We start from the raw sequence: 18,949 nt of genomic DNA, 5'->3' as shown, positions 1-18,949 counted from the left end.
CCAAGAGCTGGGCAAAAGAGCAAAGCAGCGTTAGAGGCTGGTTTGAAAGACTGTGTCGAATTCGTTAGAGAAGTCTTGGGTGGCGGGAAAAATGCCCAATTGTTCAGCACTCCATGTCACTAGTCTTTTTGAGGTAACAAGGAGAACGTCGGCAAGTTCGTTCAGCAAGTTAAAGTGCTCTGCTATTTGTGCATAGTGCGTCGAGTAATCATGAGCGGCAATATTGCGAATAGCGCGGCAGCGCTGCCAGTCACTGGTAGCGTCCACGACGCCCTGCTTTTCGAACAGCGAAAGGACTTTGAGAAAGCTGTCAGTAGACTCCCCTGCCAACAGAGCGCTGTGCCGCATAGCAGAAGCAATGGAGTCCTGTAGCTTGGCAAACCGCTCATTGATAGCGGCCAGTGTTTCAAAAAGGTCGACATCTTTTTTATGGTCGGCTAACCAATCACCGTCCAAAGGCCATGTGACTTTTTTGCGTGATTGATGAAGAAACCAAGCGCAGCGCTGAATGGCTTCAAGCAGCTGCGCCAGATAGCGCTGCTGTTCGCTAAGTACATCCTGGCTCATGCGGCTACCTCAAGCGTCATTGGCCGTGACTGGGCGAGTGCAATGGCTTGAAACGGAGTAGGTTCAGCTGTTGTGACGTAGGTCACGATATCGAACGGTAGCTGGAGGCGTTGTTCTAGCGCCATTTTGAGCTCAGCACAGGCGAGTAGCGGGATGGCGTTGGGGGATATAAGCAGCAGATCGACATCGCCGCCTCGCTTACTATCATCTAGCCGCGAGCCGAAAACATGCACTGCCACCGAAGGCCCCACAAACTCACGGACGCCTGACAGAATAAGCTCGCGCTGTGATTGCGAAAGACGCATGGAGTCCGCTCCTAGTGATAAACCGGTGTTTAAATGGTAGCACTCTACTCACGATAGCAGATAGCCGCTCTCCCACCTGCTAGCCATAGCAAACAGGGGTTAGGCTGTGAGGTATCGTCGCCAACTGGTAATCTAGCGGGCTAGCCGCTCTTGGCGATCTGTTGATGCTGGTGAAGGGATCTCATGCTGACCTCGCTTCTGGATAACGATTTTTACAAGATCACGATGCAGAATGCCGTGATTAAACGCTTCCCCTATGCCCATGCCCGCTACGCGTTTATCAATCGTGGCGAGCATGCGTTTCCTGAGGGTTTTGGTGAGGCGCTGCGCGGTGAAGTGGATCGCATGGTGACGCTGCGCTTGTCGGATGAAGAGAAGCGCTACCTGCAAACCACCTGCCCTTACCTAGACCCCACCTATCTCGATTTTCTGGCGGGCTTTCGTTACGACCCCAGCGAAGTGACGATCGAGCAGCAGGGCAGCGAGCTCTCGGTGGTGATGGAAGGCCCCTGGTACCGCACCATTTTGTGGGAAGTGCCGCTGATGGCGCTGATTAGCGAGCTTTGGTACCAACTGCGCGGCGTGAGCGTGTCGGAAGATGACGAAGCGCTCATCGAGCAGCGCACGCGAGAGAAAATCGAACTGTACCGCCAGCACGGGCTGAAGATTGCCGAGTTCGGCACCCGTCGGCGTTTCTCGTTTGCGGTGCACGACCGAGTCGTCAAAGCGCTGCGCCACTACGGCGGCGAGGCGTTTAGCGGCACCAGCAACGTGCTGCTGGCCATGCGCCACGGGGTGAAGCCCATCGGCACCCACGCCCATGAGTGGTTTATGTTCCACGGCGCTCGCTTTGGTTTCAAAATGGCCAACAGTTTGGCGCTGGAGCACTGGGTGGACGTGTACCGGGGGGATTTGGGTATCGCGCTGACCGATACCTTTACTACCCGCGCCTTTTTCGAGAGCTTCGATAAGAAGTTCGCCAAGCTGTTCGATGGCGTGCGCCACGATAGCGGCGACCCGATTGAATTTGCCGATGCCACCATTGCCCACTACCAGCGCCTGGGCATTAACCCGCTGAGCAAAACCATCATCTTCTCCGATGCCCTCACGCCTGAAAAAGTGGAGCGCATCCGCGCCTTCTGCCAAGGACGGATTGGCATGGCCTTTGGCATTGGCACCAACTTCACCAACGATATTGGCGTAGCGCCCATGAACATGGTGATCAAAATGGTCGAGGCCCGCCCTGAAGGTCAGGGCTGGCTGCCAGTGGTGAAGCTGTCCGATGTGCCCACTAAGAACACCGGCGACCCGGAGATGATTGCGTTGGCGAAGAAAGTGCTCAGTATGGGCAGCTCATAGCTGCTTGGCTTTACTCTTTTTTGCCTTTAACAGCGAAAAAGAGCGGGGCGTAGAGCGCTTCCACCAATGTGGCAAAGGTGTGCCCATTGGCTTGCTCGAAGAACAACCGCTCGAAGCGGGGCCACTGGTGGCTTAAATACGCGCTTTGGGCTACTTCACCGGTTTGGTAGCGGCCGCCTTCATAGGCGCTTTCGGCGGCGGCGTAGGCGTCGCTTTCTCGGCCTTTTTCTTGCGCCATATCCGGCGTGCCTTGCTTACTTAGCCAAGCAAACGCGGCTTGCGGTGCGAGCGGTAGCGGGGTTTCTAAGCCCGCTTGCCACGCGGCTAGCTGGGTTTCCAAGTGCTGGCGGGCGGTCTCGGCATCCACCGGCGCTAACGTGACATGACCCGCTTTGGAGAGTAGTTGCGTCGTCATCGGGCCATCCAGGTTGCCCGCTAGGTGCGCGACCCAGGGGCGCAGCAGGTGGCTCCAGCGGTACTGGCCGCGCCCGCTGCCTTGGCTAATCAGGCTGCTACTGAGTAGCAGCAGGCGGCAGCGGTGGCCTGCTTCATCCTGACGCAGTTCGCCCAGGGGCTCTTCCAGTGTGAGGCCGTGGGCTTCGAAGTGAATCATGGTGTCGGGCAGGGGATGCGGCCACGCGTCTAGCGCTTCTTCGTAGGCGTTGAAAAGCGCCTCCATGGGTTCGGCGAGTGCCGCGCGCATGCGTTCGCCGAACGCGCCCATGGCCAGCACGCCTTGGCCTTGAAAGCGTTCCAACGCCTCGTGTAATGCTTGCATGCGCGGCTGGCCGTTATCCACCGCGTGGCGCTGGGCGGCAATTAGCTGGTCTTGAAGCTGCCAGTTTTGCAGGCCATCCAGGGCGAAGGGCTCGGCGTCCAGCTCGGCGATGGCTTCCTGCTCGAAATAGACCCCCAAGCGAGTATTAAAGAAGCTGCGCACCGGCTCGCGCAGAAAGCTACCTAGCTGCCCAAGCGAGAGGCTGGTGGGGGCGTTTTCCGGCGCTGGCAGCGTGCGGCTAGCGGCGGGTGGCGTGCGTGGGGCGTACACCTCGCGCCATTCGTGGGCGTAGGTGAACAGCCGGCTTGCTGGGCTGTTGAAGTAAGCGCGGCTGAAAGGCTGCAGCGGATGCTCGGTGGTGAGTGTTTCCAGCAGCGGCGCGCCGTTTTCCGTTTGCCAGCCGGCTTCCAAGTGGTCGCGCAGTTGGCCCACCAGCACCGAGGGCGGCAGCGGCGTATTGTCGATCTGGCTGCGGCCGACCCAGCTCACATAGAGCTGGTCGCGGGCGGAGAGCAGCGCTTCGAGAAACAGGTAGCGGTCGTCTTCCCGGCGGGAGCGGTCGCCGGGGCGGTAGTCGCTGCCCATCAGGTCGAAATCTAGCGGCGGCTGGGAGCGGGGGTAGTCGCCGTCGTTCATGCCCAGTAGGCACACCCGCTTGAAGGGAATGGCGCGCATGGGCATCAGCGTGGCGAAGTTGACCGCTCCGGCCAAGAAGCGTTGGGAAAGGCTGTGCTCATCGATCTGTGCCAGCCAGTGTTCGCGCACCATGGAGAGCGGCAGCGGGTCGTTGAGTTCGGCTTCCCGGCTGCTTTCCAGCATCTGCTGCAAGCCGCTTTCCAGCTTGGTGAGCATGATGCTCTCTTGGGCGTCGTCGGTAAGAAAGAAGGTTTCCAGCAGTGCCCGCAGCCGCGCGACCCAGGTGGCGGCATCGGTGGGTTGGCAGAAGCTCTCCCAGGTGGCGTCGAGTTTTTCCAGCAGCGTGGCCAGCGGCCCTGCCAGGCCCGCTTCCAAGCCGCCAATATCATCGAAGGGCTCGATGCCTTGCCAGGCGTGGCCGTCGCCGACGGTGTAGCCCAGCAGCAGGCGGCGCAGGCCGAAGGCCCAGGTGTTCTGGCTCAGCCCGCCGGGCAGTTCCAGCCGCTGGCGCTGCTTGGCGTTGAGCCCCCAGCGGATGCCCGCGCCTTCCATCCAGCGCTCCAGCACCGGCAGGTCGCGCTCTTCCAGGCCAAAGCGCTGGCGCAGGGCGGGCACTTCCAGCAGGTCGAGCACATCGCTGACCGTCAGGCGCAGCTCTGGAAGCCGTAGCAGCTTTTCCAGCGCAATCATCAGCGGCAGGCGGTGGCGGCTGGCCTGGTCGGAGAGCGTATAGGGAATATGCCGCGGGTCGTCCGTGGGCAGTTGGCCAAATACCGCTTCGATGTGCGGCGCGTAGCGGTCGATATCCGGCACCATGACGATGATATCGCGCGGACGCAAGGCCGAGTCGGCGCTGAAGGCGGCCAGCAGCTGGTCGTGGAGAATCTCCACTTCCCGCTGGGGGCCGTGGGCGATATGGAACACGATGGAGTCATCGCCTGCAGGCAGTGCCGGCCAGTGGCCTTGCGTTTCCGCCACCGGGCGCAGCTCGCGGATATCGTCTTGCAGCTGGCTGAGCAGGCAGTGGCGCTCCTCGCCGCTGAACGGCTCGAACATATCGATGCGCAGCGCCTGCTGCTCGAAAAGGGTTTGGTAGTTGCCCGCGTCGTCGTGTTCATCGAGCAGGCGCAGGTAGTCGCGGCCCTGCTTGCCCCAAGCGGCCAGCAGCGGCTGGGCGTGCAGGTGCAGGGCGTCATCGGCATCGCCGGTGCCCAGTACATCCAGCGCTTCGGGCATGCCGGTTTTGCGCCGCTGGCGATAGCGCTGGGCGCGCAGCAGGTCCTTGTGCTCGATGATGTCCGCCCAGTAGAACTGGCAGGGGTTGTGCACGCACAGCACGATCTGGCAGCAGCGGGAGAGCGCCGCCAGGGCTTCCAGGGTTTGCTGGGGCAGCGATGAAATGCCGAAGATAATCAGCCGCCGGGGCAGCCCCGGCGGGCAGTCTTGGCCTTCCAGGTGCTCGGTGGCCTTCAAAAAGCGCTGGTGAACCTGGGCGCGGCTGCTGTTCAGCCCGGCATCGCCTTGGGTGGCGGCCACATCGTCCCGCAGGATGCGCCACAGCGCAGGCTGCCAGCGCTGGTGCTCTTCCAGCGGGCGGTGTTCGCCTCGGGCGGTAATCAGCACGTCGTGGCCGTTGGCCCAGGCGTCCAGCCAATCGGCGCGGTAGACCTGGTACTGGTCGAAGAGATCCGCCAGCCGCTCGGCCAGCTGGTAGTGCTTGCGCTGGTCGCGGTCGGTTTCCAAAAACTGTGCCAGCGGCTCGAACACCGGCTGGCCGGCTAGGGTAGGCAGCAGGCGCAGCAGCCGCCATACCAAGCGCGACTTATCAAATGGCGAGGTTTCCGGCACGGCGTCGGCATCGTGGGAAACGTGGGTGAGCACCCGGCGGTAGGCCTGCCATAAAAACCGCGCGGGCAGCATCACGTCCAGCGCCGCAGCAATACCCGCGCCGCCGTTGCCGGGGTCTTCCGCCAGGGCCAGCTTCAGCCACTGCCCAATGCCGTTGCTCTGGACCAGAATGGTTTCGTTCTCTAGCGGCCCCAGCGGGTGCCGCCGCATCCACTCCACCGCCAGCCCCCGCAAGTCCTCCAGCCGATTGGCGTGTACCACCATGAACCCGGGGGTGAGCGAAGTGGGGGAGAGCAGGGCATTGGCAGGCATACGGCGGCGTTCCTTCACGGCAATCGGCGTCACGGGTAGCAGTGAGGTTATGGTGCCATAAGTTGGGGGTACTCGCGTGTATCTGGAGTAGGAACTTTTATATGCCTTGGGTTATCATAAAAGATAACTTTGATGGGGCGGGCTATGGACTGGCAGGTTGAGTTTTACCCAGGTGTGGAAAAAGAAATTCTAGGCATGCCGCCTAAAATACAGGCCAGAATGCTCCGGTTGCTGGAGATGGTAGAGCAGCATGGTGCTCACTTAGGGCCTCCTCATACGGAGTCCATGGGTGACGGCCTGTTTGAAATTCGAGCAAAGGCACAAGAGGGGATTGGCCGTTCCTTGTTCTGTTACGTGCATGGGAAACACATCGTCGTCCTGCACGCATTCGTCAAAAAAAGCCAAAAAACGCCGCGTCAGGCGTTAACGTTAGCGCGGACAAGACAGCGCGAGGTGCAGTCATGATGAACTTAAAAGCATTAAAAGAGCAGGCGCTTCAAAACCCTGAAGTAGAGGCTGAGTATGAGCGTTTGGCACCGGAGTTTGCGTTGGCTTCCACACTGATTTCTATGCGCCAGCGTGCCGGGTTGACCCAAGAAGAGCTTGCTAAACGCTTGGATACACAAAAAAGTAACATTAGCCGCTTGGAGCGGGGAAGCAGTAACCCCGGCTGGAAAACATTACAGCGCTATGCACACGCCTGTGGTTTTGAGCTGACGGTACATGTTGAACAACAAAAACAGCCAGCCCACTAAGCAGTCAGAGCACTGCAATATTGGAACTCTTCTTGCGTCATCGGCTTACCGCCGCCAAGCTGTGGCCTTTGCTATGCCATTGAGAGGAGTCCGTGATGACCGAGCCAACCAACCATAATACCCGCCGCCACTCTGCCCCGGTGGTGGATGGCCCCGGTAAAGCGGCTAGCCGCGCCATGCTGCGCGCCGTGGGCTTCAACGATGACGATTTTCAAAAGCCTCAGGTAGGTATCGCGTCTACCTGGAGTATGGTGACGCCGTGTAATAGCCATATTGGTGAGCTGGCGGAGCTTGCTCGGGATGGGGCCGATGCCGCCGGAGGCAAAGGCGTGGTGTTCAATACCATTACCATTTCTGATGGCATTGCCAACGGCACCGAAGGCATGAAGTACTCGCTGGTCTCGCGGGAAGTGATTGCCGACTCCATCGAAACCGTGGCGGGCTGCGAAGGGTTCGATGGCCTGGTGGCGATTGGCGGCTGCGATAAGAACATGCCGGGCTGTGTGATGGGGCTGGCGCGGCTCGATCGCCCCAGCGTGTTCGTCTACGGTGGCACCATCATGCCCGGCAAGGGCTATACCGATATCGTCTCGGTGTTCGAGGCGATGGGCGCCCACTCCCGTGGGGACATCGACCTGATCGAGCTGAAAAACATCGAAGAGACGGCGATTCCTGGCCCAGGCTCCTGCGGGGGGATGTACACCGCCAACACCATGGCCTCGGCCATCGAGGCGCTGGGCATGAGCCTGCCGGGCAGCTCGGCGCAGAACGCGATTTCCCAAGAGAAGCGCGACGACTGCAAAGCTGCAGGCGAAGCCGTATTGGCGCTGCTGGCTCAAGACATCAAGCCTTCCGATATCATGACCCGCGAGGCGTTCGAGAACGCCGTGACCGTGGTGATTGCCCTGGGTGGTTCTACTAACGCCGTGCTGCACCTGATAGGCATGGCACGCACCGTCGGCGTCGAGCTGACCCTGGCAGACTTCACCGAGATCGGTAAGCGCGTGCCGGTACTGGCCGATCTGCGCCCCAGCGGCCACTACATGATGAGCGAGCTGGTGGCGATTGGCGGTATCCAGCCGCTGATGAAAATTCTGCTGGACGCTGGGTTGCTCAACGGCAACTGCTTGACCGTGACCGGTAAAACGCTGGCGGAAAACCTCGCTAACGTTGAGCCCTACCCGATGGATCAGCAGATCATCGCGCCGTTGGGTAACCCGATCAAAGCCGAAAGCCACCTGCGTATTCTGTTCGGTAATCTAGCGCCGGAAGGGGCGGTGGCGAAAATCACCGGCAAAGAGGGCACCCGCTTTAGCGGCTCGGCGCGAGTGTTTGGCTCGGAAGAGGAAGCCCAGGCGCGTATCAACGATGGCACCGTGGTGGCGGGCGATGTGGTGGTGATTCGCTACGAAGGCCCGAAAGGCGGCCCTGGCATGCGAGAAATGCTCACGCCTACCTCAGCCATTATGGGCCGTGGCTTGGGCAACGATGTGGCGCTGATTACCGACGGCCGCTTCTCCGGCGGCAGCCACGGTTTCGTGGTGGGGCATGTGTCCCCGGAAGCCTTCGACGGTGGCCCGCTGGCGCTGGTGGAAGATGGTGACCCGATCACCATTGATGCCGAAGCCGATACCATTGATGTGCATATCAGCGATGAAGAGATGATGCGCCGCCGTGCGGCCTGGCAACAGCCTGAGCCGCGCTATCGTAAAGGCGTGTTGGCGAAGTATGCCAAATTGGTCAGCTCGGCCAGTACCGGTGCGGTGACCGACCAAGAATAACCTGTGAAGAGTCACCGGCACGGTTAGGCTGTCACTAAGTCGTCAAGCGCAAGGCGTACCCTGAACGCTTTGCGCTTTTTCATGAGTCAACGGTGAGAATATGGCGGTAGAAAATCAGGTTCGAGGGCGAGCCAGTGAGGTATTTTGGGCATTTTTGGCGCTGGGGCTGACCTCGTTCGGTGGCCCCGTGGCGCACCTGGGCTACTTTCGTACGGCGTTTGTGGAACGCCGCCAGTGGCTCAGCGAGCAGGCCTACGCGGATTTGGTCGCGCTGTGCCAGTTTTTACCGGGGCCAGCCAGTAGCCAGGTGGGCTTTGCCTTAGGGTTGATGCGCGCTGGCCCCTGGGGGGCGGCAATGGCGTGGCTGGCGTTTACGCTGCCCTCTGCCATCGTGCTGGTGCTGTTTGCATTGGGCGCGGCAGTGCTGGATGGCCCGGTGGCCAGCGGCATCATTCATGGCTTAAAAGTGGTCGCGGTGGCTATTGTGGCCCACGCGGTGTGGGGCATGGCGCGTAACCTCTGCCCGGATAAAACCCGCACGGGAATTGCCCTGGCAGCGGTGTTCGCGGTGGTGCTGGTTAGCGGGCCGTTGGGGCAGGTGGCGGCGATTGTGCTGGGCGGCGTGGCGGGGCTGCTGCTTTGTCGCCAAAGCGCTGCAGCATCGTCTAGCGAATCGCTACACTTCCCGGTGACACGCCGAGCGGGCACGCTAGCATTAGGTTTATTCGCCGCTTTGTTGGTGCTCTTACCGCTGTTAGCGGCGAGTGCCGGTTGGTTGAACGTGGTCGATGCGTTCTACCGTTCAGGCGCGCTGGTGTTTGGCGGTGGCCATGTGGTGCTGCCACTGCTGGAAGCGGAAGTAGTGCAATCGGGTTGGATCACGGCAGATGAGTTCTTGGCCGGTTACGGCGCGGCACAAGCGGTGCCGGGGCCGCTGTTTACGTTTGCTGCATATTTAGGGGCGCTGCTGCCAGGGATACCCAGCGTGATTGGCGCGTTACTGGCGCTGCTGGCGATTTTTGTACCGGGGTTTTTGCTGCTGGTCGGCGTGCTGCCATTTTGGAACCAGTTCCGCCAGTGGAACAGTGCTCAAGCGCTGATGCGCGGTGCCAATGCGGCGGTGGTGGGGATTTTAGGCGCGGCGCTTTATCAGCCGGTGTGGACCAGTGCCATTCTTGGGCCGTACGAGTTTGTGCTGGCGTTGACGGGCTTTCTGCTGCTCACCGTATGGAAGCTGCCTGCATGGGTAGTCGTGATCGTTGTCGCTTTGGGTGGGGTAGTGATCACGCTATAGCGCCACTACCCCAGCCGGTTTATACGCGGCTCACTCTAACCGGTAGGCCTTGGCGCACGCTGGCGCCGCTAATCGGTTCAAGCCAAGTGCCGTCTACCGCCCGCGTAGGGTCTTTAAACCCCAAGTCGTTGATGTTGATGCCTGCCCGCATCCACGGCATGTCAGGCTGGGGTTCACCGTCAATGATGTGTGGTGTGGCGCCTAAATCTTTATGACCGTAGCCGTGTTCAATACCCAGTGCGCCGGGCACAACGCTTTCGCTTACCAGGGCTAGCCCCACCACGCTGCCGCCAGGGCTTTCAATGCGAATGGTGTCGCCGTGCTGAATGCCAAAGCGTTCGGCATCTTGGCGGTGCATTTGCACGGGGTTGTAGGGCTTGATCATCCGCAGCCGTTCGTTACCGATGGCGTAGGAGTTCATCAGATTGGATTTGAACGAGAATGCCAGTAACGGCCACTCTTGCTCTGAGAAGATCTCCCGCATGGGCTGCTTATTCGCCATTTGAGGCAGCGAGTGACACGGTACGCCCCGGTTTGGCAGCCCATTGGTGGTATCAATGCTGGTGCCAACCGCTTCGTTATAGACACACAGGGTTTCTTTCCACTGGCGTTTTAAATGTTGGCCTACGAAGTGTTCGCTGGCATCTTCAAAACGTCCACCCCGTGCGTACAGATAGGCCACACGGCTGCGCTCGTCGGCTTTCAGCGTACGTTCAAGCTTAGGCAGCAGCGGTGCAATGCCACTATGGGCAACGTCTGTTTCGTTCGCTTCTGGTAGCGGCGTCTCTTGGAAGGCAATATTGGCCGCTGCCCGCAAGTAGTAATCTTCAGCGCGGTTGAGGGGGTGCAGATTGCCATCAGTATCGGGGATGGCGTTATCACCGAAGCCCGGCAGCCCCAGCCGTTTAGCTACGGCGATAAAGAAGCTATCCATAGACACCGGCTCGCCTTCGGCGGTTTTTTGTTGGCGCGGTTCAACCACCGGCCAGCACGTGGTGGTCAGCTTGCCTAGCGTGCCTTTCCAGGAGCCTGCAAAGCCCCATACTTCGTACATCACTGAATCCGGTACGATGTAATCGGCGTAGCGGTTGGTCTCGTTGATAAAGCCATCAACCGCGACAAACAGCCCCAAGCGCTTGGGATCTTTCAACTTATCAACAATCACGCCTTTTAAGCCCGCTTGGCCATAAATCGGGTTAGCCATGCAGCCAATCACCGCTTTAATGGGGTAAGGGTAGCCATCCAGCGCGGAAGGTAAATGTTCGGTGAGTGTTGGCGGCGCGAGCGAGCGCCAAGGAGCCTTAGCAGGGTAGGGGTTTTCGCCAGCCGCTACCTTGCGTTGATACTCCGACGATTTTTCATAGGGGAAACGTGAGCGCGAGAGAAAAACGCCCTGCGGGCCACGCTTGCCGGGGAAATTGGCTAAGTCGTAGCGTGGGCCTTCACCGGTGCCTTTATAGGTGCCGCCGCCCACCGAGCTGCCGCCTTTCATGTTGTAGTTGGCTGCCAACAGGTTGAGCATTTGAACGCCAAAAGCAGCGTAGAAGCCGTTGCCTGACATCATACCGCCGTGGCAGTTAACGGCGGCCTTACGGCCGTGGCTGGCATACTTTTTGGCTAAGTCGATAATCGTTGCTTTGGGAATACCACAATGTTCAGCATAGGTGTCCATGTCGTATTCATGGGCCGATTCACGCAGCAGCGTTAGGCTGGTTTTAACGGTGACGGTGCTGCCATCGGCAAGCTCCACTGCGCGCTCGGCAAATAGCTCGGCGGCCATGACATCTTCGCTGAGCGCGAATTCGCCGCCTGACACGACGACGGGCATATCCGCATCGCTACCGGCCTCAGCAAGACCTAAATCGCTGGCGCGCAAAAAGTAGCCACGGCGCGGATGTTCGAACGTATCAATGACCAAATGCGTCGCGTTGGAGTGGGTGGTCTCGCCTGCGGCATCGGCGGCGGACTGGCCCGGTAGGGCGAGGAAATCGCTGGCGTAACCCTGGTTATCCAGCAACCACTGAATCATCGCCATGGCAAAGGCGCTGTCGGTACCGGGGCGAATGGGCACCCAGCGGTTATTATCCGCCGCGTGGGAAGTGGCGGCATTTAGCGCGGGGTCGACTACCACGTACTCAAGGGTTCCTGCAGCGCGCGCCTGAGCAAGCAAGCGGCCCTGACGCTTAAACGGGTTGCCTGCTTGGCTAGGCGCGCAGCCGATATACATGATGAACTGTGCGTTCTGAATATCGGGTTTTACATGGGCATTGGTGACAATATTGTTCATCACGGCCCCCGACCCCATGCGGAACGCCAAGCCGCAATAAGCACCGTGGTGGCCGTAGTTGCGGGTAGCAAAGGCGTTGAGCGTGAAGCGCTTGAGTAAATCTGAGCGCCCGTAGTCGGTGGCTTCCATGACCATCAGCTGATTCGCCTTGGGGCCGTACTCTGGATTGGCAGGGTCGATAGGCGTGTCATGGTCGTGAATGGCGCGCAGCCCATCCACATGGCCTTCACCAAACAGATCGCCCCCCTCACAAATCTCTTCAATCAGCTGTTCAAACGAGATTTTTTGCCACTCCCGGTTACCGCGCTCGCCAACGCGCTTCAAGCAGTGGTCGATACGAAACGGGTTAGTGATCTGGCTCATCATGGCATTGCCGCGGGCGCAGGCGGTAGAGCGGTTAACCTGCCCCTGTTCGCCGTAGGCGCTGACGCTGCGAAGCGCATCGGCCACTGGGGTGCGCATCGGTAAATGGTCATCTGCAGAGAGCGGATGGTAAGGATTGCCAGATACCCGCAGCACTTCGCCTCGGGTGTCATCAATGCGTACCCGTACGCCGCACTGGGTGGTGCAGCCGTAGCAAATGGTAAAGGCGGTGCGTTGATCGGGAGTGAGGGTTAGCTCGCCAGTGGCTAAGTCAACGCGGTACTCCGGTGTAAGCGAGTTGCCGTGAATGTTGTGCTTGGGTTTTTCCCCCGCGCTGCCACTGAGTCCTTTGGCCATCTTGGCAAGCGGGTCAGCGTAGCCTACTGCAAAGGTGGCGGCACCGCCTGCGGCAGCAGCGCCTTTGAGAAACCGGCGGCGTGAGGGGTCTTGAGCAGACTTAGCCATGGTTAGGCGCTCCTTGTTCGGCGTTAAGCGAGTCACTGGGTGTATTAGTGTCGAAAGAGGGCGGCGGTTTAACGCCACCTTGCAGGGCTTGCCGCCATGGGATAAATAGCTCAATCAGTAAGATAGCGGCGAGCCAAAGCCCAAACGTACCGACAATACCTAACAGTCCGGAAGAGCCAGCGGGGATGCCATAGTGGTGAAAGCCTGCGCTGTTACGGGCGACGTGCTGAACGTCCATCAGCACCACCCAACGGAACATCCAGCCCATATGAATGGCTACCAAACCAAGTAGCCAAGCCCAGGCAAACAGTGCGGGTTGGCGTTGGGTAGAGCGTGAGAGTAACCACGCCACCGCTATAAAGAGCGTTATGCCAGTAATACCGCCCCACAGCGCGGTGCTACGCCAGGAGGGACTGTGACGAACAGACTCCAGCGCTGCTGCGACCGAGCCAATGTTGGCGTTAATACCATCCAGGTACCAGCTAGCCGCGATTAAACCCGCCACGGCACAGAAGGCGAGTAGGACATACAGCGTTTGCCGAACGGTGGCGTGCGAACACAGCCCGCTTACCTGGTTGAGTACCAACACCAGCCCTGCTGCCGCGATGAAGCCTGTCGCGACCAGCATGGGCGGAAGCCATACGGTGTTCCATAGCGGGCGTGCTTTCACAATGGCAAGCTCCGCGCCGGTATAAAGCATAATGCCGCTGGAAAGCAGTAGTGCGGCTACCCCCACGATGGCCACCAGTGCCCTTGGGGTAGCGCTATCGCCCAGGCTTAGCCATTTAGCCACCCATCCGCTCAGCCCTGGCGCATTGCGCTGGGCCTGGAGCGCCGGGCGCCAAGCCAGCCAGGCAAGGCCCAGTACGCTGACGAGATAGAGCGGCAGAACCACACTGCCGATGGACATCCACGAGTGGGTGTTGGCGTAAGCATAAAAGTGCCAAAAGCGCAGCGGTTGGTGTAGATCTGCAAGTAGTGCAACAGGTGCGACCAGCGTGGTGCTGACGCAAGCGATGAGTGCAAGACGTGCGGTGGGCAGCCACGCTTTTTTGCCGAAGATTAACGCGGGGGCTGCAAGCCAGAGACTCGCGTAGGAGACGGCGATCATGAAAAAGTACTGTACTGCCCAGGGGTACCAGGCAATGTCATAACGCGGGGCGAGCAGTTCAATGGTGGAATTCATAGCCCATCTCCTGGCCGTGGGGATCAAACACTTCAAGCGCCACGGGTTCCGCCACGGGGCGTGTAGTGAAGCGTTCATCCATCCCGAGGTAGAACACTTGGGGAAGCGTGTTTTTTTCTGGCTGAAGTACCATCAGTGCATCACGGTGCTCTTGAATCATGCGGCTGATTTGGCTGTCAGGATTGCGCATATCACCAATAATCCGCGCACCTCCAACACAGCTTTCAACACACGCGGGCAGTAGCCCTGCCTCTAAACGGTGCGCGCAGAACGTGCATTTGTCGGCGGTTTGGGTGCGCTCGTTAATAAAGCGGGCGTCGTAAGGGCAGGCGTTAACGCAATAAGCGCAGCCCACGCAGCGGTCGCTGTCCACCACCACGATGCCATCCTGCTGTTGGTAGGTAGCTTCAACGGGACAAACGGGTACGCAGGGCGGGTTTTCGCAGTGATTGCACAGCCTGGGCAGCATAAACGTGGCCAGCTCACCGCTCTCCTGGTGCTGCACTTCGTACTGGGAGACCGTGGTGCGAAACTGGCCAAGCGGGGCGGCGTTCTCAATATGGCACGACACCGTGCAAGCCTGGCAGCCGATACACTGGCGAAGATCAATCAGCATGCCGTAGCGCTTTGTGGGATCACCTTCGCGCCGGGCAGGCTGCTGATTAATGCCTGCATGGGCAAGGCTAGAAAAGGGTACCAGTGCAGCGCCTGCACTTAAGCGGGCCAGCTGGCCGAGTAGCGAGCGGCGTATGGCGTCCATAGCGCCTCCTTAGCGGGTAAAACGTCATTCGCAGGGGCGAATGGTCGGGGTACGCTAAGACTACGCCTTACGTTGAAGGGGAAAGTTGATTCTCGTCAATGAGTTAGCGAGCTTTTCTTAATGATCACTTAATCTTAAAACGCTAACTGATTGTTTTCATGAAAGATGTCCTATTAAGCGTGACAAACAAAAACAGGCTGACCCAATGGGCCAGCCTGTATCGAAAGGGGGTAGATTCTGATGTAGTAGCTGCGGCTATGGCGCCTCCAGCTCTAGGGTGCGACGCAGGACATTGAGTTCATCGATGTCCAGGTGCTCTAGCCTTCCGGCGAGCAGGTCGCTGATCTTTTGAACGGGTAAGCCAGCCTGGCGGGCTATTTCGCGGCTTCCCAGATCTGATACGGCGATCAGGCGGGTAATAATACGCATGAGGCGCGTACGTTTTTCTAGTTCCCTGACATCGAGGTCAGGGCTGCTTCGCGGAGGATCTAATGATTCTGCGTGAGCAGTTGAGTATGCCGTACTCATGTGACTCCATCAGTCGGAAATGACAAACACACAATGCCGCCAACTCACGCGGTTTTCAATGCCTAATTTGATGAAAATTTCACGCAGCGAGTAACACCCGCAAATGCCCGTGGCTCTGGTAAACTATGCGCCTTCCTATTTCTGAGTGAGCTGCGCACTGTGCGCGGCTTATGGACTGCTTTCTAGCTTAAATAGGCCGTTGGCCGAGGAGTTTTGCATGTCGAACAGCGCACCCAAGGTGGGCGTGATCATGGGGTCGAAGTCTGATTGGCCGGTCATGGAGCACGCGGTGGCGATGTTAGAGCGGTTGGGCGTTCCCTACGAAACCCGTGTGGTATCGGCGCATCGCACACCCGACCTGCTGTTCGAATATGCAAAAAGTGCCGCTGAGCGTGGCCTGCAGGTGATTGTGGCAGGCGCAGGCGGTGCCGCTCATTTGCCGGGTATGGTCGCATCACAAACGGCACTGCCGGTGCTGGGTGTGCCGGTGGAGTCTAAAGCGCTGAAGGGCTTGGATTCACTGCTTTCCATCGCCCAAATGCCGGGTGGTATTGCGGTAGGCACCCTGGCTATTGGCAAAGCCGGTGCCACCAACGCAGGCCTGCTGGCCGCACAAATTGTGGGTCTTCAGGACAGCGCCGTGCGCGAAGCTGTTGAGGCGTTCCGCGCCGAGCAGACCCAGTTGGTGCTGGATAACCCCGACCCGCGCCCTGACGTAGACTCCTCGGCCCAATAGGTAGCCATCATGAGCGCACAGAGTGCAAAACATATGATTGCAAAAAACATTGGTGTCCTCGGTGCAGGCCAACTCGGGCGTATGCTGGCGCTGGCAGGTTATCCGCTGGGCAACACCTTCACCTTTTTAGATACCACCGGTAACCCCAGCGCGGGTATCGGCGAGGTGATTGTCGACCCGGAGAACCAGCATCTGGCGGCGTTTCTGGATAAGGTCGATGTAGTGACCTATGAATTCGAGCACCTCCCCGTTGAGTTGGTAAAGCAGATTGAGCAGCACAAGCCGGTTTATCCCGGCAGTCGCGCTATTGCGGTGTGCCAAAACCGTGTAGAAGAGAAAACGCTGTTTGATCGCTTGGGTATTCCCACGCCGGCCTATCGCGTGGTGGAAAGTGCTGAGCAGCTCGCTGCCGCCGCCGCTGAGCTTGGTTGCCCGGTAGTGGCCAAATCAGTCACGGAAGGCTACGACGGCAAAGGGCAGGCGGTGCTGAAAGCACCGGAACAGGCTCAAGAGGCGTGGGACTCGATTGGCCATACGCAGCTCATCGTCGAGGCGTTTGTCGATTTTGTGCGCGAAGTATCGATGATTGCGGTGCGTGGCCGCGATGGGGAAGTGGTGTTCTACCCCATGGCAGAGAACCAGCACGTGGGCGGCATCCTACGCTACTCCGTGGCCCCACTGCCGGATTTAGACCCCAGCGTTCAACAAACCGCCGACAGCTACATTCGTGCGCTGCTGGATGAGCTGGATTACGTGGGCGTGCTGGCGCTGGAGCTGTTCCAAACCCGCGACGGCAGCCTGCTGGCCAACGAAATGGCCCCCCGGGTGCATAACTCCGGCCACTGGACGATGGATGGCGCGGCTACCAGCCAGTTCGAGAACCATCTGCGGGCAGTTCAAGGCTTGCCGTTAGGCGCAACCAACGCCATTGCGCCCACCTGCATGGTGAATGTGATTGGCCTGGAAGGTGATAACGCCGCGCTGCTGGCCATTGCCGACACCCACCTGCATCGCTATGACAAAGCCGAGCGCCCAGGGCGTAAGCTGGCTCACGTTAACGTCGTGGCGTCGAGTCACGCCGAGCTGCTTGAAAAAGTGCGTGCTTGTCAGGCGTTGATACCCGATGCGCCCCCCGTTGAGTGGAGTTTTGAATCTACGTTATGAACAACGAAGCCGCCTGAAAAGGCGGCTTTTTAATTGTGCGCCAGGCATGGCGCGCAGCGCCTTGACTGGCGCTATTCCTGAGGGTGGTGCCTCACAGGATGACTTGGGGGTGAAAGTCCCCTACGGACCCTGATAGCGGGAACCGTTAGCTGAACAGCAAGGGTGTCTGCCGCAAGGCAGAATCCGAAGGAAGCTGAAGGCAAACTCCCGGCCCGACGAACAGAAATCGCATACGAGGCTATCGCACCCGGGCGAGAGTGCAATGATCCTCAAAGCCCCATAGCTATCCGGAAGGGGCGATAGTAAATGCGGCGGGTAGGTGGGAGGAAGGTCGCGCGTCTTACCCTGGGAGGTCTGGTGGTCTGCCACGGTGCTACCGGCGTTGAGAGGCGACGGGATGGATCACCAGACGTCAGCAGAGGCCATAGTAAGTGCCGGTTCACCACGGCACCAAGGGCCGAACATGAAGAACCGCGAGTAGGCGATAACGTCTCGAGGATCGATCATGAAGACAGAAACCGACGCTAATACCGTCACTCACCCAGAGGGGCAGGAGCAGAACTCCACGCCCCGGCCGGTGAGCGTCGAGACGATCCCGGCGTCGCTATCGTGGACGAAAGCGGAGTCAGCCTCGCTCATGGAACGGGTCGTTGACCCGGTGAACATGGAGGGAGCTTACCGTAAGGTGGTTGCCAACAAAGGGGCACCGGGTGTCGATAGCATGACGGTGCACCAGTTAGCGGGCCACCTAAAGCAGTACTGGCCAACGCTGCGCGAGCGGCTATTGGCCGATGCGTATCACCCCAGCCCGATCCGAGCAACCACGATCCCTAAGCCCAAGGGTGGGACGCGGCAGCTCGGTATTCCCACGGTTACCGACCGCCTAATCCAGCAAGCGCTGTCCCAGGTACTGATGCCGATCTTCGACCCGGGCTTCTCCGAGTCGAGTTACGGCTACCGCCCCAAGCGGAGCGCCAAGCAGGCCGTCTCGGCCATGAAGGCCCACGTCACCGCCGGTCACCGCTGGGTGGTCGATCTTGACCTGGAAGCCTTCTTCGACCGAGTGAATCACGACCTGCTGATGGCACGGGTCGCGCGGCGCGTTGACGACAAGCGTGTACTGCGTCTGATCCGTCGCTATCTGGAGGCGGGTATGTTCCAGCATGGCTTGCCCACGCCGAGGCGGCGGGGGACACCCCAAGGCGGGCCCCTCAGCCCGCTACTGGCGAACATCCTGCTGGACGACATGGACAAGGCGTTGGAACGCCGAGGCCACCGCTTCTGCCGCTACGCCGACGATGTACAAATCTATGTACGGAGCCGACGAGCAGGCGAGCGGGTCATGGGCAGCTTGAGTGAGTATCTCGAGAGCTCACTTCGGCTGACGGTCAATCGCCGTAAAAGTGCGGTGGATCGGCCATGGCTACGCGGATATCTGAGCTACAGCCTCACTCGGCACAAGCAGTCGAAACTGACGCTCGCCAAGACAAGCCTGACACGCATGATGCAGCGTGTCCGTGAGATCCTGAAACGTGGCAGGGGGCGTAACATCCAACGGGTAATCAAAGGGTTGAGGCCAGTCCTACGAGGATGGGCTAACTACTTCAATCTTGTTGATGTGAAACGCCCCTTGGAAGCACTGGATCAATGGATACGGCGGCGCTTACGCGGCCTGATCTGGCGACAATGGAAGCGCCGAGCGACCCGGCGGCGGAAACTCCGAGGCCTAGGTCTGGACGCGTACCGTGCTTGGAAATCGGCGGGTAATGGGCGAGGGCCCTGGTGGAACGCCGGAGCCTCGCACATGAATCAGGCCCTACCTAGA

15 protein-coding genes are annotated in these 18,949 nt (G+C 59.5%); 8 read left to right on the top strand and 7 right to left on the bottom strand.

Translation table 11 applies throughout. The features are described 5' to 3' along the window. Positions 1–30: 30 nt before the first annotated feature. Positions 31–567 carry a hypothetical protein gene (locus tag AC13CY_RS15755; protein WP_054641496.1) on the bottom strand — a complete coding sequence of 179 codons (537 nt, stop codon included), beginning with the start codon at positions 565–567 and terminating at the stop codon, positions 31–33. After that, complete coding sequence (locus tag AC13CY_RS15750; RefSeq protein ID WP_062362969.1) at positions 564–872, bottom strand: nucleotidyltransferase domain-containing protein; 309 nt, start codon at positions 870–872, stop codon at positions 564–566. The genes AC13CY_RS15755 and AC13CY_RS15750 overlap by 4 nt, the downstream gene beginning before the upstream one ends. Before the next feature lie 183 nt (positions 873–1,055). On the opposite strand from AC13CY_RS15750, the gene pncB reads away from it, so the two are divergent. After that, entirely contained in the window at positions 1,056–2,231 is a 1,176-nt protein-coding gene (pncB, locus tag AC13CY_RS15745) for a nicotinate phosphoribosyltransferase (RefSeq protein WP_062362966.1), read from the top strand. Between the two features lie 10 nt (positions 2,232–2,241). On the opposite strand, the gene recC is transcribed toward pncB, so the two are convergent. Further along, a complete protein-coding gene (gene recC / locus AC13CY_RS15740) occupies positions 2,242–5,805 on the bottom strand; it encodes an exodeoxyribonuclease V subunit gamma (protein WP_483052788.1) in 3,564 nt (1,187 codons plus the stop codon). Between the two features lie 144 nt (positions 5,806–5,949). Between recC and AC13CY_RS15735 the strand changes: the two genes are divergently transcribed. The 4 genes from AC13CY_RS15735 (at position 5,950) to chrA (ending at position 9,635) form a co-directional block, all read left to right on the top strand. Beyond that, positions 5,950–6,270: a type II toxin-antitoxin system RelE/ParE family toxin gene (locus AC13CY_RS15735; RefSeq protein WP_039176121.1), complete on the top strand. Its 321-nt coding sequence runs from the start codon at positions 5,950–5,952 to the stop codon at positions 6,268–6,270. Beyond that, positions 6,267–6,560 carry a helix-turn-helix domain-containing protein gene (locus AC13CY_RS15730; RefSeq protein ID WP_062372690.1) on the top strand — a complete coding sequence of 98 codons (294 nt, stop codon included), beginning with the start codon at positions 6,267–6,269 and terminating at the stop codon, positions 6,558–6,560. The genes AC13CY_RS15735 and AC13CY_RS15730 overlap by 4 nt, the downstream gene beginning before the upstream one ends. A gap of 95 nt (positions 6,561–6,655) precedes the next feature. Next, positions 6,656–8,341, top strand: a complete 1,686-nt coding sequence (ilvD, locus tag AC13CY_RS15725) for a dihydroxy-acid dehydratase (protein WP_483052787.1) — start codon at positions 6,656–6,658, stop codon at positions 8,339–8,341. 100 nt (positions 8,342–8,441) lie between these two features. Beyond that, positions 8,442–9,635, top strand: a complete 1,194-nt coding sequence (gene chrA / locus AC13CY_RS15720; RefSeq protein WP_347189297.1) for a chromate efflux transporter — start codon at positions 8,442–8,444, stop codon at positions 9,633–9,635. 19 nt (positions 9,636–9,654) lie between these two features. Here the strand turns inward: chrA and AC13CY_RS15715 are convergent, their stop codons facing one another. The 4 genes from AC13CY_RS15715 to AC13CY_RS15700 all read right to left on the bottom strand — a co-directional run bounded on the left by AC13CY_RS15715 (position 9,655) and on the right by AC13CY_RS15700 (position 15,224). Then, entirely contained in the window at positions 9,655–12,750 is a 3,096-nt protein-coding gene (locus tag AC13CY_RS15715; RefSeq protein ID WP_286701437.1) for a molybdopterin dinucleotide binding domain-containing protein, read from the bottom strand. Next, entirely contained in the window at positions 12,743–13,936 is a 1,194-nt protein-coding gene (gene nrfD, locus AC13CY_RS15710) for an NrfD/PsrC family molybdoenzyme membrane anchor subunit (RefSeq protein ID WP_483052786.1), read from the bottom strand. Before nrfD ends, AC13CY_RS15715 begins: the two co-directional genes overlap by 8 nt. Beyond that, the gene (dsrO, locus tag AC13CY_RS15705) at positions 13,920–14,696 is read right to left on the bottom strand and encodes a sulfate reduction electron transfer complex DsrMKJOP subunit DsrO (protein ID WP_483052785.1); all 777 of its coding nucleotides are present in this window, start codon (positions 14,694–14,696) and stop codon (positions 13,920–13,922) included. Before dsrO ends, nrfD begins: the two co-directional genes overlap by 17 nt. Before the next feature lie 255 nt (positions 14,697–14,951). Continuing rightward, on the bottom strand, positions 14,952–15,224 hold the full coding sequence (locus tag AC13CY_RS15700) for an XRE family transcriptional regulator (protein ID WP_483052784.1): 273 nt from the start codon (positions 15,222–15,224) through the stop codon (positions 14,952–14,954). Positions 15,225–15,441: 217 nt separating this feature from the next. Between AC13CY_RS15700 and purE the strand changes: the two genes are divergently transcribed. The 3 genes from purE to ltrA all read left to right on the top strand — a co-directional run. Next, the gene (gene purE / locus AC13CY_RS15695; RefSeq protein ID WP_054645228.1) at positions 15,442–15,960 is read left to right on the top strand and encodes a 5-(carboxyamino)imidazole ribonucleotide mutase; all 519 of its coding nucleotides are present in this window, start codon (positions 15,442–15,444) and stop codon (positions 15,958–15,960) included. A 33-nt stretch (positions 15,961–15,993) separates the two neighbouring features. Continuing rightward, on the top strand, positions 15,994–17,124 hold the full coding sequence (locus tag AC13CY_RS15690; protein ID WP_044628530.1) for a 5-(carboxyamino)imidazole ribonucleotide synthase: 1,131 nt from the start codon (positions 15,994–15,996) through the stop codon (positions 17,122–17,124). A gap of 505 nt (positions 17,125–17,629) precedes the next feature. After that, the coding region (ltrA, locus tag AC13CY_RS15685; protein ID WP_483052783.1) for a group II intron reverse transcriptase/maturase at positions 17,630–18,949 on the top strand (1,320 nt) is incomplete at its 3' end.

It is taken from the genome of Vreelandella sp. L-15 (genome assembly GCF_056857635.1).
Note: the sequence above shows the minus strand (reverse complement) of the source record. Positions and strands in the feature narration are given on the sequence as shown.

What these genes read in the sequence shown, in the direction of transcription:
- AC13CY_RS15700 (WP_483052784.1), bottom strand. Translation starts at nt 15,224, where the DNA reads ATGAGTACGGCATACTCAACTGCTCACGCAGAATCATTAGATCCTCCG.
- nrfD (WP_483052786.1), bottom strand. Translation starts at nt 13,936, where the DNA reads ATGAATTCCACCATTGAACTGCTCGCCCCGCGTTATGACATTGCCTGG.
- AC13CY_RS15755 (WP_054641496.1), bottom strand. Translation starts at nt 567, where the DNA reads ATGAGCCAGGATGTACTTAGCGAACAGCAGCGCTATCTGGCGCAGCTG.
- purE (WP_054645228.1), top strand. Translation starts at nt 15,442, where the DNA reads ATGTCGAACAGCGCACCCAAGGTGGGCGTGATCATGGGGTCGAAGTCT.
- recC (WP_483052788.1), bottom strand. Translation starts at nt 5,805, where the DNA reads ATGCCTGCCAATGCCCTGCTCTCCCCCACTTCGCTCACCCCCGGGTTC.
- ilvD (WP_483052787.1), top strand. Translation starts at nt 6,656, where the DNA reads ATGACCGAGCCAACCAACCATAATACCCGCCGCCACTCTGCCCCGGTG.
- AC13CY_RS15750 (WP_062362969.1), bottom strand. Translation starts at nt 872, where the DNA reads ATGCGTCTTTCGCAATCACAGCGCGAGCTTATTCTGTCAGGCGTCCGT.
- AC13CY_RS15730 (WP_062372690.1), top strand. Translation starts at nt 6,267, where the DNA reads ATGATGAACTTAAAAGCATTAAAAGAGCAGGCGCTTCAAAACCCTGAA.
- dsrO (WP_483052785.1), bottom strand. Translation starts at nt 14,696, where the DNA reads ATGGACGCCATACGCCGCTCGCTACTCGGCCAGCTGGCCCGCTTAAGT.
- AC13CY_RS15715 (WP_286701437.1), bottom strand. Translation starts at nt 12,750, where the DNA reads ATGGCTAAGTCTGCTCAAGACCCCTCACGCCGCCGGTTTCTCAAAGGC.
- AC13CY_RS15690 (WP_044628530.1), top strand. Translation starts at nt 15,994, where the DNA reads ATGATTGCAAAAAACATTGGTGTCCTCGGTGCAGGCCAACTCGGGCGT.
- pncB (WP_062362966.1), top strand. Translation starts at nt 1,056, where the DNA reads ATGCTGACCTCGCTTCTGGATAACGATTTTTACAAGATCACGATGCAG.
- AC13CY_RS15735 (WP_039176121.1), top strand. Translation starts at nt 5,950, where the DNA reads ATGGACTGGCAGGTTGAGTTTTACCCAGGTGTGGAAAAAGAAATTCTA.
- chrA (WP_347189297.1), top strand. Translation starts at nt 8,442, where the DNA reads ATGGCGGTAGAAAATCAGGTTCGAGGGCGAGCCAGTGAGGTATTTTGG.